This is a genomic window from uncultured Subdoligranulum sp. (genome assembly GCF_937890665.1).
Map to the genome: position 1 here is coordinate 22365 of NZ_CALADU010000095.1, position 16896 is coordinate 39260.

15 protein-coding genes are annotated in these 16896 nt (G+C 58.3%); 12 read left to right on the forward strand and 3 right to left on the reverse strand.

Going from position 1 to position 16896, the window contains the following annotated elements:
• Nucleotide 1 precedes the first annotated feature (1 nt).
• The 3 genes from Q0526_RS05505 to Q0526_RS05515 all read right to left on the reverse strand — a co-directional run bounded on the left by Q0526_RS05505 (nt 2) and on the right by Q0526_RS05515 (nt 4988).
• A complete protein-coding gene (locus Q0526_RS05505) occupies nt 2-454 on the reverse strand; it encodes an NfeD family protein (RefSeq protein WP_298731454.1) in 453 nt (150 codons plus the stop codon).
• A 211-nt stretch (nt 455-665) separates the two neighbouring features.
• Complete coding sequence (locus Q0526_RS05510) at nt 666-2516, reverse strand: glycoside hydrolase family 13 protein (RefSeq protein WP_298731455.1); 1851 nt, start codon at nt 2514-2516, stop codon at nt 666-668.
• Nucleotides 2517-2585: 69 nt separating this feature from the next.
• Nucleotides 2586-4988: a glycogen/starch/alpha-glucan phosphorylase gene (locus Q0526_RS05515; RefSeq protein WP_298731456.1), complete on the reverse strand. Its 2403-nt coding sequence runs from the start codon at nt 4986-4988 to the stop codon at nt 2586-2588.
• Between the two features lie 265 nt (nt 4989-5253).
• On the opposite strand from Q0526_RS05515, the gene Q0526_RS05520 reads away from it, so the two are divergent.
• From Q0526_RS05520 to Q0526_RS05575, 12 genes are all read left to right on the forward strand, one after another.
• Complete coding sequence (locus tag Q0526_RS05520; RefSeq protein ID WP_298731457.1) at nt 5254-5631, forward strand: cell division protein ZapA; 378 nt, start codon at nt 5254-5256, stop codon at nt 5629-5631.
• Entirely contained in the window at nt 5628-7706 is a 2079-nt protein-coding gene (locus Q0526_RS05525) for a U32 family peptidase (protein ID WP_298731458.1), read from the forward strand. Before Q0526_RS05520 ends, Q0526_RS05525 begins: the two co-directional genes overlap by 4 nt.
• Nucleotides 7707-7716: 10 nt before the next feature.
• Nucleotides 7717-8163, forward strand: a complete 447-nt coding sequence (gene dut / locus Q0526_RS05530; protein WP_298731459.1) for a dUTP diphosphatase — start codon at nt 7717-7719, stop codon at nt 8161-8163.
• A gap of 94 nt (nt 8164-8257) precedes the next feature.
• A complete protein-coding gene (locus Q0526_RS05535) occupies nt 8258-8812 on the forward strand; it encodes a Maf family protein (RefSeq protein WP_298731460.1) in 555 nt (184 codons plus the stop codon).
• A 90-nt stretch (nt 8813-8902) separates the two neighbouring features.
• Nucleotides 8903-9922 carry a rod shape-determining protein gene (locus Q0526_RS05540; RefSeq protein ID WP_298731461.1) on the forward strand — a complete coding sequence of 340 codons (1020 nt, stop codon included), beginning with the start codon at nt 8903-8905 and terminating at the stop codon, nt 9920-9922.
• A 165-nt stretch (nt 9923-10087) separates the two neighbouring features.
• Entirely contained in the window at nt 10088-11251 is a 1164-nt protein-coding gene (locus Q0526_RS05545) for a LegC family aminotransferase (RefSeq protein ID WP_298731462.1), read from the forward strand.
• 30 nt (nt 11252-11281) lie between these two features.
• The gene (locus Q0526_RS05550) at nt 11282-12331 is read left to right on the forward strand and encodes a nucleotidyltransferase family protein (protein ID WP_298731463.1); all 1050 of its coding nucleotides are present in this window, start codon (nt 11282-11284) and stop codon (nt 12329-12331) included.
• Between the two features lie 22 nt (nt 12332-12353).
• The gene (gene neuB, locus Q0526_RS05555; RefSeq protein WP_298731464.1) at nt 12354-13349 is read left to right on the forward strand and encodes an N-acetylneuraminate synthase; all 996 of its coding nucleotides are present in this window, start codon (nt 12354-12356) and stop codon (nt 13347-13349) included.
• The gene (gene neuC / locus Q0526_RS05560) at nt 13330-14580 is read left to right on the forward strand and encodes a UDP-N-acetylglucosamine 2-epimerase (RefSeq protein ID WP_298731465.1); all 1251 of its coding nucleotides are present in this window, start codon (nt 13330-13332) and stop codon (nt 14578-14580) included. Before neuB ends, neuC begins: the two co-directional genes overlap by 20 nt.
• Before the next feature lies 1 nt (nt 14581).
• Entirely contained in the window at nt 14582-15559 is a 978-nt protein-coding gene (locus Q0526_RS05565; RefSeq protein WP_298731466.1) for a Gfo/Idh/MocA family oxidoreductase, read from the forward strand.
• Between the two features lie 24 nt (nt 15560-15583).
• Nucleotides 15584-15931: a DUF2500 domain-containing protein gene (locus Q0526_RS05570; RefSeq protein ID WP_298731467.1), complete on the forward strand. Its 348-nt coding sequence runs from the start codon at nt 15584-15586 to the stop codon at nt 15929-15931.
• 16 nt (nt 15932-15947) lie between these two features.
• Nucleotides 15948-16895 carry a Gfo/Idh/MocA family oxidoreductase gene (locus Q0526_RS05575; protein ID WP_298731468.1) on the forward strand — a complete coding sequence of 316 codons (948 nt, stop codon included), beginning with the start codon at nt 15948-15950 and terminating at the stop codon, nt 16893-16895.
• The last annotated feature ends 1 nt before the right edge of the window (nt 16896 follow it).

Below are 16896 nucleotides of genomic sequence, written 5' to 3' on the forward strand. Positions count from 1 at the left end.
ATCAGGCGGTGGCTGTTGTGTCCACAGTCACCGGACATACGATGAGAATCGCGCCATCCACATCGGTGACACGGCAGGGCGTGCCTTGCGGCATGGGGGCTTCGGCGCGGGCCTGCCAGTCCAAACCATCTACCCGCACACGACCCAAGTATCCTGGCTGAATGTCCACCAACACCACACCCTGCTTCCCGATGGTCAGCGGGGAACCATTGGTGACCGGCGCTTTCCGCTGTTTGCGGCGCTTGGCCAGCGTAGGGATCATGATAAGCAGCGCCACTGCGGAAACCACCGCAAAGACCGCGATCTGCACCGACAGGGATTCAGTGAAGAAACTTACGATCATTGCGGCTGCGGCCCCTGCCGCAAACCAGATGGACACCAGTGCAGTGGTGGAAGCTTCCAGCACCACAAAAGCGATCACGGCAATCAGCCAAAAAAAGACGTCTGTCGACATAGGACGGAACCTCCTTCCGTACAGGACCTTCTTTGTCAACACTTTAACATGTTAAACGAAGACTGTCAAGATTCTTACTTGTAAATTTCCCGTTTACCACATAGATTCCGCTTCCTCTGTATAGAAGACGTTTTTGCTTGTACGGCAGCCCTTTTTCCGCCAGCAAAAAGCGCTTTGGCCGCCGTCCATAGCAGCCAAAGCGCTTCATAATTTAATAGATGGAAAAATACCCCACATGAACCGGAGCGTTATCCTCCACCAAAACGGTGAAGCCGCCGGGATTGACTTCGGTGGATTTACCAAAGGCTGTTTCTGCCAAAAGATGCGGACCACGGTTCAAAATGATCTCCGCCGTCTGCTTCCTGCCCACCCGCCGGTAGTGAAGGATATCCCCTTCGGCACGGACGATTTCAAACCGGCCGCCGTCAAAGGCATCGCAGCTCTTGCGCAGCCGCGAAAGGGTCTTCATCGGTCCACGCAGCCGTTCCTCGGTGGAATTCCAGTCAAAGTAGGCCCGGTTGAAGGGGTCCCGGTAGCCTTGCATCCCAATCTCGTCGCCGTAGTAGACGCATGGCACGCCGGGCAGCGTGAAGATCATCGCATACCCCAACAGCATCTTGCGCAGACCTTCCTCCACTTTGCTGGGCGGGATACGGCGGCCGCTCTGCCAGTAACGGTCCCGGCCGTTGGCAGGTTCCCCTGCTATGGCGGTCAGTGCCCGCTCTGTATCGTGGGTAGAAAGGAAGTTCATCAGGCAGTGGAGTGCCGGCGGCGGATAGTTCTCACAGATCGTCAGCAGTTGCTCGCTCACTGCCGCCACGTCGGCCCCCCGCAGGTAGTCCAATACGGCGTTGCGGAAGGGATAATTCATGACCGTGTCCAGTCCCTTGCCCCGTAGGTAGGTGCGGCGGCGTCCAAAGGCTTCCTTGGTGGTAGCGTCCTCCCACACTTCCCCTATGAGCAGTTTATCTTCGCCATGGGCTTTGACAGCCTGCCGGATCTTTTCGATAAACTCGTCGGGCAACTCATCGGCCACATCCAACCGGAAGCCGGAAGCTCCCAGTCCCAGCCATGTATCGATGACGCCGCCCTTACCGCAGACAAATTCCTCGTAGGAGGGGGAATCTTCCTGCACTTCAGGCAGGGTTTCAAAGCCCCACCAGCAACGATACCCGCTGGGGTAACCGGAATCGAAGTCGTACCAGCTTCGATAGGGCGAGTGGCGGTCACGATAGGCACCGCCAGGTCCATAGCGGCCTTCCCGGTTGAAATAAAGGGAATCCGATCCCGTATGGCTGAACACCCCATCCAGAATGATGCGGATGCCCTCCTTTTTGGCGGCAGCGCATAACGCCGCGAAATCGGCGTTGGTGCCCAGCAAGGGGTCCGCCTTGAGGTAGTTGGCCGTATTGTAGCGATGGTTGGCATGGGCCTCAAAAATCGGGTTGAGATAGATGCAGGTCACGCCCAACTCCCGCAGGTAGGGCAGCTTTTGCTGGATGCCCGCAAAGTCCCCGCCGTAATAATCCATGTTCAGGTAGCCATCGTCCTGCTCGTTGGGCCAGAAATAGGGCTCACCGGTTTTGTCGGCCCGGTAGATCCGATCGGCAAAAGGCATGGGTTTATTGGGGATTCCCTCACAAAAACGGTCCGGGAAAATCTGGTACATCGTTCCATTGCGGAACCAGTCCGGTGTGGTGAAGCCTTTTTCGTAGACGGTCAACTGCCAACTGGCGCCCCCCGTCCAACTAAGCACCCCTTCCCCACCGCCGCCCCGATAAATCTTGCGAAAATCGGTGTACAGGTCGAAATAATAAAAGTACAATCCCGGTGTGGTCGGTGCGATGCGAAAGGTAAAGTGGTTGACCTGCGGTGTCTGACCGTCAAAATTCATGCGGTAGTGGACAGGGTCCTCCTTGTCTTTGGTCAGAACCAGATGAGGATCCACATAGCCCAACTGCTCGGGGACGGTCAGGTGAAAGGTCACTTCCTGCCCAGCCTCCACAGCGCCGAAAGGCGTCTTGCAGGCAGGATCAAAACTGTTGTAATAGGTGTGCGGCATACAAAGCCCCCTGTTCAGAGTAAAACTGCCGCGGTCAGACGGCCGCGGCAGCAAAATTACACAGGGAAATTATTTGACCGGCGTGGCACCCCAGATGTCGCGCGCGTAGTCCATGATGGAACGGTCGGCACTGAAGATGCCCGCATTGGCAATGTTCATCAGGCTCATGTGGTTCCACTTCTTCTTGTCCTGGTACAGCTGCTGGACAGTCTGCTGGGCACGGCGGTAATCCTTGAAGTCTGCCATGACCATGTACGGGTCAGAGTTGCGCAGGTTGTTGGTCACTTCGCTGAAGTTCTCACCATTCCAGCCCTTTTCCAGCATATCCAGAACTGCCATCGCAGTGTTGTCGCCGGAAATGAAGGCAGAAGGATGGTATCCCATCCCCTTGAGGGCGTTGACCTCGGGGGTAAGCATACCGAAGATGATCTCGTTGTCATGACCGGCAGCATCGGCAATTTCTACGTTGGCGCCGTCCAGCGTGCCGAGGGTGATGGCACCGTTGAGCATGAACTTCATGTTGCCGGTACCGGAAGCCTCGGTGCCAGCCAGAGAGATCTGCTCAGAAACTTCAGAGGCGGGCATCAGACGCTCGGACAGAGTGACGCAGTAATCTTCCAGATAGACCACACGCAGCTTATCGCGCACTGCGGGATCCTCGTCGATCATCTTGCCCAGCTTGCAGATCATACGAATCATCTGCTTGGCCATATAGTAGCCGGGGGCCGCCTTGGCGCCGAAAATATAGGTCTTGGGGGTGAACTCGGCGTTGGGGTTATTCTTCAGGTAGAGATACTCTGCCGCAATGTTCAGGGCATTCAGATGCTGACGCTTGTACTCATGCATCCGCTTAACCTGACAGTCGAAAATCGAATCAGGATCGATGATCTGGCCGGTAGACTTTTGCAGATAGTTGGCAAAAATTACCTTGTTTTCATGTTTGACCTTGGCCAGCTTCTCCTGCACAGCAGCATCATCGGCAAACTGCTCCAGCTTTTTCAGGTTGGAGGCATCGGTCTTGAAGCCGTCGCCGATGGTTTCCTCCAGCAGGTTGGTCAGACCGGGGTTGGACGCCAGCAGCCAGCGGCGATAGGCAATGCCGTTGGTGACGTTCTTGAACGCCTTGGGCTTGAACAGATAGTAGTCATGGAAGACGCTATCCTTGATGATCTCGCTATGCAGCTTGGAAACGCCGTTGATGGCATGGCAGACATAGGCGCAAATATTGGCCGTGCGCACCTGATTGTCGCCCAAAATGGCCATATAATTGATCTTGCCGTAGTCGCCGGGGAACGCCTTTTCCAGCTCGATGCGGCAGCGGCGGTCCAACTCGCAGACGATCTGCCAGATACGGGGCAGCGTGCTGCGGAAGATATCGGCGTTCCACTTCTCCAACGCCTCGCTCATGACGGTGTGGTTGGTGTAGGCAAATACCTTGCGGCAGATATCGAAAGCGGTATCCCAGTCGTAGCTGCACTCATCCAACAAAATGCGCATCATTTCGGGGATGGCCACGGTGGGATGGGTGTCGTTCAGCTGGATAGCCACCTTGTCGGGCAGGTTGTCCAGGGTGCCGTACTGGTTCAGGTGGTTCTGCAGAATGTCGGCAATGGACGCAGCCGAGAAGAAGTACTGCTGACGCAGACGCAGAATCTTGCCTTCGGTATGGTTGTCGTTGGGGTAAAGGATCTTGGAGATCAGCTCTGCGGAGGCAGACTGGCTGATGGCCGTGTTGTAATTGCCGGCGTTGAAGCTGCTCATATCAAAGCTGGGCGCCTTGGCCTGCCACAGACGCAGCTTGGAAACACCCTGACTGCCGTAACCGGCCACATACATATCGTTGGGCACGGCGATGACCGAGTTGTAGTTCTCGTACTTGACGTGATGGAAGCCGCCCTCCCAGGTCTCGATGGCCTGACCGTCAAAACGGATCTCCTGCGCCTGATCGGGATGGGACTTGATCCACACCTGACCGCCGGGCAGCCAGTTGTCCGCCGTTTCCTGCTGCCAGCCGTCCACGATCTTCTGCTTGAAGATGCCGTACTCGTACAGGATGGAGTAACCGGTACCGGGGATGCAATCCGTAGCCATACCGTCCAGATAGCAGGCAGCCAGACGGCCCAAACCGCCATTGCCAAGGCCCGCATCGGGTTCCCGATCGTAGATGGTATCGATCTTAATGTCGGCATCGGCCAGAACGCTCTCTGCCACCTCGTTCAGCCCAAGGTTGAACAGGCTGGTGCGCAGGCTGCGGCCCATCAAAAATTCCATGCAGAGATAATATACCTGCTTTTTGCCCTCGCCCAAGACCTTGGACTGGAACCGCTTCTGGCGGTCCGACATGATCTGGCGGGTGATGGAAGCCAAACAACGGTAGATCTGATCGGCGGATGCAGTGTCCAACGTGACATTGCACTCGCTCATCAGAGTATCTTTGAGCATCTTCTCAAACTCACGCTTGGTATATTTCAAAATCGTTCTCTCCTTACTATTTTGTTTTGGGATCACTGATTTTTCCTAAGTTTAACGGCATCCAAAATTGCCATATTATTGATTATAGCCACATTTTGGGAATTGCGCAAGGGAAAATTGCCTCTTTGACGGCTTTTTTACACTTTTCCACAAAAAGGGCTTTTGCTGATTGCCGTTTTGTATTATAATATTGGTAAGATTTTTCTCGCCTGCCCGTTGACGCAGGATTCAATTTAAACATAAAGCAGGAAGGAGCACAATTTTTATGGGAATGGCTACTTCAAAAGTACGGCTGAACATCTGTGGGTCCAGCTATGTGGTCAATACCAGCGAGAGTGAAGACTATATGCAGAATCTGGCTGACCGGCTGAATCTGGACATGAACGAGCTGATGGCCTCCTCCAATTCCGTTTCCATTACCACCGCTGCCGTCATGACAGCGCTGAATTATCGGGACGAACTGGAAAAGGCCAGCGGCAGTGCCGATAATATGCGCCGCCAGATCAAGGATTACCTCGAAGATGCCGCCAGTGCCAAGATGGCCGCCGAGGAAGTGCGCCGCGAAAACGCCACGCTGAAACGCCGGATCGATGAACTGGAACGCCGTTTGCGCCGTTCCCAGAACAGTCAGGAGATGCCGTGAGCCGCCCGCTGGAGATTTTAGCCCCCGCGGGCAACCGCGAAATGCTTGGCGCCGCTGTGTTCAGCGGCGCTGATGCTGTTTATCTGGGGCTTACCGGATTTAATGCCCGCCGCACGGCGGGCAACTTTACGCCCGAGGAGCTGCGGGAGGCCGTGGCCTTCTGCCATGCCCGGGGCGTGCGGGTCCACGTCACCCTGAACACCTTGGTCTATGCTCGGGAGCTGGATGGCTTGGCCGACGCGGTACGCGCCGTGGCCCAAGCCGGTGCTGACGCGGTCATTTCCGACGATCTGGCCACCGCTCAGCTTGTAAAGCAGATTGCCCCCACGTTGCATCTGCACGGCTCCACCCAAATGAGCGTGCATACCCCCGCCGGTGCGCAGGAGTTGGCATCGTTGGGCTACGACCGGGTGATTCTCGCCCGGGAACTTTCGTTGGAAGAGATCCGGGCCGTTTGTGCCGCCAGCCCCATTGAATGTGAGGTATTCATTCATGGCGCACTCTGCATGAGCGTCAGCGGCCAATGCATGATGAGCGCTTTTCTGGGCGGACGCAGCGGCAACCGCGGCGCCTGTGCGGGGCCCTGCCGCCTGCCATTTGACGCCTCGGCCGGGCTGGCACCGGGCAAACCGGGCCAAGCCTGCCACCTAAGCCTTAAGGATATGGACCATATCCCCCACCTGCGGGAGCTGATGGATGCCGGTGTGGCCAGCGTCAAGATCGAAGGCCGGCTGCGCACCCCCGAATACGCGGCAGCCAGTGTGGCTGCCTGCCGCGCTGTGCGGGCCGGACAGCCCTATGATGAGGCACTGGTGCGGGATATTTTCTCCCGTTCGGGCTTCACCGACGGTTACCTGACCGGACGCAACGATGGCAAGATGTTCGGCGTGCGCACCGAGGCCGATGCCGCCGCCACCCGCGCCGCCACCCCCAAGGCCCGGGAGCTTTTCCGCCGGGAGTTGCAGCGCATCCCCGTGCGTTTTACCGCCACCTGTGAAACCGAAGGCGTCAAACTCTCGGTAACCGACGAGGACGGCCACAAGGCAGTGGTTTACAGCGAAGAAGTGCCGCAGCCCGCCCAGAAAGACCAAACCCCTGCCATCCAGCGGGCACTGGGCAAGACCGGCGGCACGCCCTTCGTCTGCGAAGCGGTGGATTTACAGGGCACCCCGGGCTTTTTGCCGGGCAGTGTCTGGAATGAACTGCGCCGGGAGGCTTTGGAAACGCTGTTGGAAAAGCGCTCGGTGGTTGTCCCCCATGGGGTACAGCCTTATCTTGCACCCCACTTTGCTTCCCATCCCGTAGGGGCCGTCCCCACACTGGCCGCCCGGTTTGCCACTGTCGCCCAATGTCCGGCAAACTTTGTGGACCGGCTGCAATGGCTGATCTTCCCCCTCAGTGAGGCTGACAAAATCCCCGCCCATTGGCGCAGCAAAACCTTGCTGGAACTGCCCCGGGTCATGTTCGGTAAGCTGGAAGCCCAGGCTACCGCTCGGCTGCAATCGCTGCAAGGCGCCGGTTTTGCCGGTGCGGTAGCAAACAATGTTGCCCATCTGCGGATTGCCCAGAATTGGCCGCTCTATGGCGGGTTGGGGCTTAATATTACCAACCCCTTGTCTGCCGCCCGTTATACGGAATTGGGACTGCGGGGGCTCCTGCTTCATCCCGAAACCGCCCTCAACGCTATGCAGGCAATCGCCCCCCTATATAAAGAGGCTCCCATCCCCACAGCGGCCCTTTGTTACGGGCATATTCCGCTGATGCTGACCCGGGCCTGCCCCCTGCGCAACGTACGAAGCTGCGCCCAATGTTCCGGCGGCGGCACGCTGCGGGACCGCAAAGGCCGGGATTTCACCGTGACCTGCTCGGCACCCGGTGGCGCGTGGATCCGCACGGTATGGAACCCCGTACCGCTGTATATGGGAGACCGAATGACCGAATTGCCGGTGGATGTGGCGGTAGCGGCCTTCACCACCGAGTCCCCTGCCCGTACCGCCCAGATTTTGGACGCCTTAACGGCGGGTCAACCGTTTGACAGCGAGTTCACCCGTGGGCTATACTATACCAACAACTGAGAGGTTTTCTATGCAAATGACCGTTTCCTGCAAAAAACTGGACCCCCGTGCCAAGCTGCCCGTCTACGCAACCCCCGGTGCCGCTGCCGCCGACTTGTGCGCTTTGCTGGATGAACCGCTGACCATCGCCCCGATGCAGCGGATTCTGGTACCGACCGGGCTGGCTATCGAACTGCCCAATGCCCAATGTGTGGCTTTGGTCTACGCTCGCAGTGGGCTTTCCATCAAACACGGCCTCTGCATGGCCAACGGCGTGGGTGTTATTGACAGCGACTACCGTGGGGAACTGCGGGTGCCGATGATCAACCTGTCCGACACCCCCTACACCGTCCAGCCCGGGGAGCGCGTAGCCCAGCTTTGCATCGCCCCGGTTTGGCAGGCCGCCTTTGTGCAGGCTGAAACGCTGAGCGATACCGACCGGGGCACCGGCGGGTTTGGCTCCACCGGAACGGTGTAAGGACAAGCAATTTCCAAAATTTTCCAGTCTCGTGTCGGTGCGGCAGATTTCGACGTCCCCACCCGACTATAATCGAACACGAAAGGACCCCGCCATGGCTTTGATTCTGGCTTCCGGCAGCCCGCGCCGCCGGGAATTGATGGCTTTGATCACAACGGACTACACCGTCATCACCAGCGACGTGGATGAAAGCAAGATCGCCGCCGATACCCCCGCTCATCTGGCGCAGGCGTTGGCTACCGCTAAAGCTCGCGCCGTGGCAGCCCAGCACCCCGCCGACATTGTCTGCGGCTTTGACACGGTGGTGGACTGCAACGGCGAAGTGTTCGGCAAACCGCGCGATGAAGCCGACGCTTTGCGGATGCTGCGTGCGCTTTCGGGCTGCACCCACAAGGTACATACCGGTGTATGCATCTGCCGCGGTGCCCGGGCTGCTGCGACGGTTGAAACTACGTTGGTCCACTTTTCCCCCATTGAGGAGGCGGATCTGCTGGCCTATGTGCGCACGCCGGAACCTTACGACAAAGCCGGGGCTTACGCCATTCAAGGCCATGCGGCGTTGTGGTGCGCGGGCATTGCGGGGTGCTACTACAATATTATGGGGCTGCCGGTACACCGGGCGGCGCAGTTGCTGCGCGAATTTTGCTGACGGGTACCGCTGCGCAGCCCCCAAGTGAGGGAGCTGTGCATGAGCAGGATTGCAGATTTTTTCAAAGCTTTTTTCGGGAGAATACGCGCTATGTTTACCAAAGACATTGGCATTGATTTGGGCACCGCGAACACGCTGGTCTATATGAAAGGCCGTGGGATCATCATGCGGGAACCCAGCGTGGTGGCTGTGGACCCTCGCAGCGATGAGCTGCGGGTTCGCAGCGTAGGGCACGAGGCCAAGGCCGTCATCGGCCGTGCCCCGGGTTCCATCGTGGCGGTGCGGCCGCTGAAGGACGGCGTCATTGCCGATTTTGACATCACCGCCGCCATGCTGCAAAGTTTTATCCGGCAGGCCTGCGGCAACAATATTTTGGCCCGTCCCCGGGTGGTCATCTGTGTCCCTTCCGGTGTGACTGAAGTGGAACGCCGTGCCGTACGGCAGGCAGCAGCCAAAGCCGGTGCCCGGCAGGTCACCGTTGTGGAAGAACCCATGGCGGCAGCCATCGGTGCAGGGCTGCCCACCACCGACGCTGTGGGCAGCATGATTGTTGACATCGGCGGCGGTACGGCGGAAGTGGCAGTCATCAGCCTGTCGGGTATTGTGGCCAGCCGCAGCGTGCGCTGTGCCGGCGACACGCTGGACCAGAGCATCATTGCCTTTATCAAGCGGAAATATAACCTGCTGGTGGGCGAACGCACCGCCGAACAAATCAAGATTGAGATCGGTTCCGCCTGTCCGCAGGACCCCGAGACCAGCATGGAGATCAAGGGTCGTAATCTGGTGGACGGCCTGCCCAAGGATATTTTAATCCGTTCTGAGGAAGTGCGGGAGGCAATGAGCGAAAGCCTGCTGCGCATCGTAGACGCCATCAAAGACACCTTGGAGCGCACCCCGCCGGAACTGTCCAGTGACATCATCGACCGGGGCATCATGCTGTCGGGCGGCGGTGCCCTGCTCCGTGGGCTGGACACCCTGATTCAGAATGAAACCGGCATTACCGTGCATGTAGCCGAAAGCCCGCTGGATTGCGTGGCCTTGGGTGCCGGTGCCGTGCTGGATAACCCGGAATTGGCGGGCAAACGCAAAGAGGAACTCAGCTATTTGTAAGGATTTCAGAACCATACAAGGGGCGCGGCCATAGCGGCTGCGCCCCTTTTTCTGTGCAAAATAGAGGTTTCTCTTGCCGTAAAAGGGCAAACGCAGTATAATGACAATGTATATTTGTAAGTATAGGCCGCATTTTTGCGGTAACCATACAGGGAGGCAATCCGTATGTCTGAGTTTATCCCCCTTTCGGTCCCGAATTTTGGTCCGCGGGAGGCCGAGCTGGCTGGGGAAGCCATTACCTCCGGCTGGGTTTCCACCAGCGGCGGCAAGGTCACCGAATTTGAAGAGGCGTTGGCCCGGTATCTGGGTATGGACCGCGCCGTAGCCTGCAACGGCGGTTCCAGTGCGCTGCATCTGGCCGCCATGGCCGCCGGCATTACCCGAGGGGATGAGGTCATTGTACCCACGCTGACCTTCATCGCGGCAGTCAACCCGCTGACCCGCTATGTAGGGGCCGAGCCCATCTTTATCGGTTGCGATGATTCGCTCTGCATCGATCCCGATGCCGTAGAAGATTTCTGCCGCACCCACTGTGAACTGCGGGACGGCAAACTCTACAACAAAACCACCGGCGCCCATGTAAAAGCGCTGGAAGCCGTCCATGTGTTCGGCAATATGGCGGACATGCCCCGCCTGTTGGAGATCGCCCAGCGCTATCATCTCATCCTTATTGAGGATGCCACCGAAGCTTTGGGCACCCACTATACCGAGGGCCCTCTGGCCGGGAAGTTTGCCGGCACCATCGGTGATATCGGCTGTTACAGCTTCAACGGCAACAAGATCATCACCACCGGGGCGGGCGGTGCTGTGGTATCCAACCATCCCGATTGGGCCGAACACGCCAAGCATCTTTCCACGCAGGCCAAAGCGGACATGCTGCAATTCCTCCACGATGAGGTCGGCTACAACTACCGTATGACCAACGTGCAGGCCTGTCTGGGACTGGCCCAACTGGAGCGGCTGGAAGGCTTCATCGCCCACAAAAAGGAGCTTTATGACCACTATGTAGCCCGGCTGGACGGCGTACAGGGACTGCACATTCTGCCGTTCCGCACCAAGGGCGTTCGTCCCAACCGTTGGTTCTTCAGCCTGTACCTGAAAGATTCCGGGCTGGACCGGGACACTGTCATCGAAAAACTGCAAGCTCAAAAAATCCAGACCCGCCCGGTTTGGGCTTTGATCCACGAGCAGGCCGACTACCCCCGCAACGAAGGCTATCATCTGGAGAAGGCGCAAGACTACCGGAAATACATCGTCAACCTTCCCTGCTCCACCAACCTGTCGCTCGAGGATTGCGAGCGAGTCTGTCAGGCGGTTTTGAGCCTGTAACCCACCACCGACCGAGAGGGGGATCATCCTTTGATCCAAGTAGAAGAATTGTTCCTTGCACCGGACGCCACCGTGCTGGAAGCGCTGCGCAAGCTGGACGAAACCGGCCAGCGCATCCTGTTTATTGCGCCGCAGGGCCGGTTGGAAGCAGCTTTGACCGACGGGGACATCCGCAAGTTTTTCCTGCGGGGGGGCACGCCCGATCAAGCTGTGCAGTTGGCGGCCAACTACCATCCGCTGAGCCTACCCATAGCGGAACGGGGCCGCGCCAAAGAGGTCCTGCAGGCCAATCGCATCGACGCCTTGCCCATTCTGGACAAGCGGGGCGTCATCACCGACATTGTCTTTGCCCACGGTCTGGATGTGGACAACCGCAAACATGCCGATATTCCGGTGGTCATGATGGCCGGCGGACTGGGGACCCGGCTCTACCCCTATACGAAAATCCTGCCCAAGCCGCTGATCCCCGTGGGCGAACAGCCCATCGCCGAACTGATTATGGATCGGTTCCGGGATTTCGGCTGCCGCCAGTTCACCATGATCGTCAACTATAAACGCGGCATGATCAAGTCCTATTTCAACGAGTTGGAGAAGGACTACACCGTAGATTTTGCCGATGAAGATGTCTTTATGGGCACCGGCGGCGGGCTTTGCCTGCTCAAAGGAAAGCTCCAATCCCCCTTCTTCTTCACCAACTGTGATACGCTGCTGGATGTGGATTTTGGGGACATCTACGAGTACCACAAAAAGCACGGCAATCTGGTGACAATGGTCTGTGCTTTCAAGCACTATACCGTACCGTACGGCGTAGTGGAACTGGGACCGGACGGCGGGATCGCCGCCATGCGGGAAAAACCGGAGCTGGATTTTCTGACCAACACCGGCGTCTACGTAGTGGAACCCCGGGTGGTGGACGAAATGCAGGACGGGGAGGTTATTGGCTTCCCCGATGTGATCGAACGCTACCGTGCCGCCGGAGAAAAGGTAGGGGTCTACCCCATTGCCGAGAGCAGTTGGATGGATATGGGCCAGCTGGAAGAACTGGAAAAAATGCGGCGCAAACTGGAAAACCAGTCCTGACATACCAATAAAGGAGAGAACTATGCCCGTCACGATTATTGCCGAAGCCGGGGTCAACCACAACGGGGACCTTGCCATGGCCAAGCGCATGGCGCTGGTCGCCAAAGAATGCGGTGCCGATATTGTCAAATACCAGACCGCCGTGCCCGAGCTGGTGGTAAGCAAATTTGCCGAAAAGGCGGAATACCAGAAGCAGACCACCGATGCTGCGGAAAGCCAGTTGGAGATGATCCGCAAGCTGCACTTTTCCTTTGAGGGACACCGGGAGTTGAAGGAATACTGCGATTCCATCGGCATTCAATACCTGTCGGCACCGTTCGACATCCCCAGTGTGCAGTTTCTCGGCACGCTGAACTTGCCGCTGATCAAGATTCCCTCCGGCGAGATTACCAATCTCCCCTATCTGGAAGAGGTGGCCAAGCTGCACACGCCGGTGCTGCTTTCCACCGGGATGAGCAACCTCAACGAGATCACCGACGCACTGGCCATTCTGGATGACAACGGCTGCCCGGAGGCCACTGTACTGCATTGCAATACCCAATACCCCACCCCCTATGAAGATGCCAACCTGACCGTCATGCTGGAGCTGTTTGACCAGTTTGGCCTGCCGGTGGGGCTGTCCGACCATACCCCGGGCTGGGAATGCGATGTAGCGGCCACTGTGCTGGGTGCCTCGGTCATCGAAAAACATTTTACGCTGGACAAGACGCTGCCCGGCCCCGACCAGAAAGCCAGTCTGGACCCCACCGAGTTTAAAGCCATGGTGGAGGCTGTACGCCACGTAGAGGCGTCTCTGGGGGACGGCCACAAACATCTGACTGCCAGCGAGGCCCCCAATAAAGCCGTAGCCCGCAAGAGCATTGTGGCGGCCCGGTCCATTGCGGCGGGGGAAGTATTCACCGTCGACAACCTGACCACCAAGCGCCCCGGCGACGGCATCAGTCCTATGCGCTGGTACGAAGTACTGGGCAAGACGGCTCCCCGCGCCTTTGCGGAGGATGAAAAAATCGAACTGTAAACTCAGCGGCGGCGGCAAAAATTGCCGCCGCGCTGTGCAGAAAGGACTGCCTATGCGTACCATCTGCGTTGTAACGGCCACCCGGGCTGAATACGGCCTGCTGCGTCCCGTTTTGCAGAAAATGGGTAAGGATCCCAAGCTGCAGCTGCAGCTTGTAGTGACCGGCGCGCACCTCTGCCCATGGCTGGGGGAAACGGTCCGGGAGATCGAAGCCGACGGCTTGCCCATTGCAGCAAGACTGTCCATCTTCCAACAGGCCGAAGAGCCGGTGGCACAAACCATCGCCCGTACCTTGACCGTTTTTGACGGCTATTTTGCCGCCCATCGTCCGGACGCCGTCCTATTGCTGGGCGACCGGTTCGAAATCTTTGGGGTGGCAGCCGCGGCCGCGGCCCGGCACCTGCCCATCGCCCACATTTCCGGCGGGGATGTAACGTTAGGCGCTGCCGACGAGTACTACCGCCATTGCATCACCAAGATGGCGGTCCTCCATTTTCCCTCCTGTGCAGACAGCGCCGCCCGTCTGGTACGCATGGGGGAAGAACCCGACCGGGTTTTCTGCGTCGGCGGATTGGGGGATGAAAACATCCGCACCCTGCCCAAAATGACCCGGCAGGAGCTGTGTGAATCCACGGGGTTCCCGTTGGACCGACCCTTTGCTCTGGTAACCTACCATCCCGAAACCAGTGCCGACGCCCCTGATCCTGCCGATCAGGTAAAGGCCCTGTGTACAGCTATGGCGGCTATCCCGGACCTATTCTGGCTGATCACCGGCTCCAACGCCGATGCCGGCGGCCGGATCTGCACCGAAGCAATGCAGGCTTTCGCCGCCGCTCATCCCGACCGCGCCGGTTTTCTGCAAAGTCTAGGCCTGCGGCGGTATCTCTCAGCTATGCAATACGCTTCTCTGGTGGCCGGCAACTCCTCGTCGGGTGTGGTGGAGACCCCCACGTTTGGGGTCCCTACCGTAAACATCGGTCAGCGGCAGGCCGGGCGGCTGCTCTGCGCCAACGTAGTGAGCTGTCCCGCCGAAGCCGCTGCCATCGAGCGTGCGCTGCGTAAAGCACTCTCCCCTGCGTTTGCCGCCACCGCCCGCACCGCCCAAAGTCCCTACAACGGCGGTGATACCAGCGGTAAGATCTGCGCGGTGCTGCGCCGCTTTGATTTTACCCCCGTGAAGACTTTTTACGACGGCCCTGTGCCGGACTTTGATCCCCAAAGGAGCATATGATATGAAACTTCTTATTGTAGGACTGGGCAGCATGGGTAAGCGCCGCGCCCGGCTGGCCCAAGGGATGGATGACACACTGGAGATTTTCGGCGTGGACAGCGCCGAGGCTCGCCGCGCCGAAGCTCAAACGCTGGGGCTTGTGACCGCTGCCTATGCCGGAATCGACGAAGCGGTAAACGCTGCCCATCCTGATGCGGCACTGGTCTGCACGGCCCCCTTGTCCCATGCCGGCATCATCAGCGAACTGCTGGACCATGACCTGCCGGTTTTTACCGAGCTGAATCTGGTGCGGGACGGTTATGCCGAGAATATGGCCAAGGCAGCCCAAAAACAGTTGCCGCTCTTTCTGTCCTCCACCATGCTCTACCGGCGGGAAACCCAGTATATCAAGCAAGCGGTACAGCACTTTGGCAAACCGGTACACTATCTCTACCACATCGGGCAATATCTGCCTGACTGGCACACCTGGGAGAATTACAAAAACTTCTTTGTGGGCAACGCCCGTACCGGCGGCGTTCGGGAAATTTTCGGCATCGACCTGCCTTGGCTGCTGGACGCCTTTGGGGACGTGGAAACCATGACGGTGCAGACCGACTCCATCAGCGGGCTGGGCCTGCCGTACCCCGACTGCGCCACCCTGCTGCTGCGCCATAAGAGCGGTGCGCAGGGCGTACTGGCCGCAGACGTCGTTTCCCCCAAAGCCGTGCGCAACTTTGAATGTTTTGGCGACGGGCTGCATCTCTTCTGGGAGGGCAACCCCAAGGCGCTGTACGAGTTCCGGGACGGCGACAAACAATTTGTGGATACATATACCAGCTTTGAACACGACAGCCGTTACAGCGACAACATCGTGGAGAACGCCTATGTGGACGAGCTGGCCAACTTCTTCGGTGTGCTGAAAGGTACCGAAGCGCCGCGTTGGAGCTTTGAGAAAGATCTGGCTGCCATCGAGCTGATGGATGCGGTAGAACGTGCATAACGCCCTATAAAGGAGGACTCGGCCATGTTTCTTGACCCGTTTTCTTTTGTATATTCTGTATTTCCACTATTGGTGATGGCGCTGTTTCTCTTTGCCGTGATACGCGGCCTGCGGGAATGGTCCCGCAACAACGCCTCCCCACGGCTTAGCGCCCCCGCCACGGTGGTGGCCAGACGCCGGGCCCATCATCACGACGGCAACACCCACACCACCAACACCAGCTACTATGCCACCTTCCAATTTGAAAGCGGAGACCGGCTGGAACTGCGCTTGCCTTGGCGGGATGCCGGCATGATTGCCGAAGGGGATCACGGGATTTTGCATTTTCAAGGTACCCGCTATCTGGGGTTTGACCGCGATGTGACTGTCTGACAGGGAGATTTTGCCCATGAAAACATTGACCGCCCTCTTTGTGGGGCTAGGCTCCATTGGCACCCGGCATCTGAACAATCTGGCCGACCTGTGTGCCGATCGGGGCTGGACCTTACAGGCTGACGCACTGCGCAGTGACGTCACCCGTCCGCTGCGTCCCGGCGTGGCGGAAAAACTCCACACCCAATACACTGATGTGACCGCGCTGCCTGCCCACTACGATCTGGTCTTCATCACCAATCCCACCAGCCTGCATGCCGAGGCACTGCGCACCGTCTATGGCCGGGGGGAGGCACTTTTCATCGAAAAACCGATCTTCTCTGCGGAGCAATCTCATCTGGATTTGGGCGACTATCTGCCCGCCGGGCAGAAAGCCTATGTAGCTGCCCCCATGCGCTGGTGCGGCACCATGCTGGCTTTGAAGGAGCTGCTGCCCACGCTGCGCCCCTACTGTGCCCGGGTGATTTGTTCCAGTTATCTGCCCGACTGGCGCCCCGGTGTGGATTATCGCACCGTGTACAGTGCCCACAAGGCGCTGGGCGGCGGTGTTACCATCGATCTGATCCACGAATGGGACTATCTGGTGGATCTATTCGGCGTACCGGAGCAACTCTATAACCTGAAAGGCACTTATTCGGATCTGGAGATCGACTCCGACGACCTTTCGGTGTACATTGCCCGCTATCCTTCCCTGCTGGCCGAGGTACACCTTGACTATTTCGGCCGGGGGTACCGCCGCAGCATCGAGCTGTTCTGCCGCGACGGCAGCGCAGTAGCAGACTTTGGTGCGGGCACCTTGACGCTGCCCGATGGCACCGTACAGCATTACGAGGAGGACGTTAACCGCCGTTACCAGCGGGAGATGGCCTATTTTGTGGATTACGCGCTGGGAAGCACCCCAGCTAGCTGCAACCCGCCGGAGTTGGCGTTGCAGGTATTACAACTGACGTTGGGAGAGAAATAAG

Bases quoted from the DNA above. Each gene is read 5' to 3' on its own strand.
- dut (WP_298731459.1), top strand. From the start codon at position 7,717: ATGCAAATGACCGTTTCCTGCAAAAAACTGGACCCCCGTGCCAAGCTG.
- Q0526_RS05570 (WP_298731467.1), top strand. From the start codon at position 15,584: ATGTTTCTTGACCCGTTTTCTTTTGTATATTCTGTATTTCCACTATTG.
- Q0526_RS05520 (WP_298731457.1), top strand. From the start codon at position 5,254: ATGGGAATGGCTACTTCAAAAGTACGGCTGAACATCTGTGGGTCCAGC.
- Q0526_RS05535 (WP_298731460.1), top strand. From the start codon at position 8,258: ATGGCTTTGATTCTGGCTTCCGGCAGCCCGCGCCGCCGGGAATTGATG.
- Q0526_RS05575 (WP_298731468.1), top strand. From the start codon at position 15,948: ATGAAAACATTGACCGCCCTCTTTGTGGGGCTAGGCTCCATTGGCACC.
- Q0526_RS05565 (WP_298731466.1), top strand. From the start codon at position 14,582: ATGAAACTTCTTATTGTAGGACTGGGCAGCATGGGTAAGCGCCGCGCC.
- neuC (WP_298731465.1), top strand. From the start codon at position 13,330: ATGAAAAAATCGAACTGTAAACTCAGCGGCGGCGGCAAAAATTGCCGC.
- Q0526_RS05510 (WP_298731455.1), bottom strand. From the start codon at position 2,516: ATGCCGCACACCTATTACAACAGTTTTGATCCTGCCTGCAAGACGCCT.
- Q0526_RS05540 (WP_298731461.1), top strand. From the start codon at position 8,903: ATGTTTACCAAAGACATTGGCATTGATTTGGGCACCGCGAACACGCTG.
- Q0526_RS05545 (WP_298731462.1), top strand. From the start codon at position 10,088: ATGTCTGAGTTTATCCCCCTTTCGGTCCCGAATTTTGGTCCGCGGGAG.
- Q0526_RS05505 (WP_298731454.1), bottom strand. From the start codon at position 454: ATGTCGACAGACGTCTTTTTTTGGCTGATTGCCGTGATCGCTTTTGTG.
- neuB (WP_298731464.1), top strand. From the start codon at position 12,354: ATGCCCGTCACGATTATTGCCGAAGCCGGGGTCAACCACAACGGGGAC.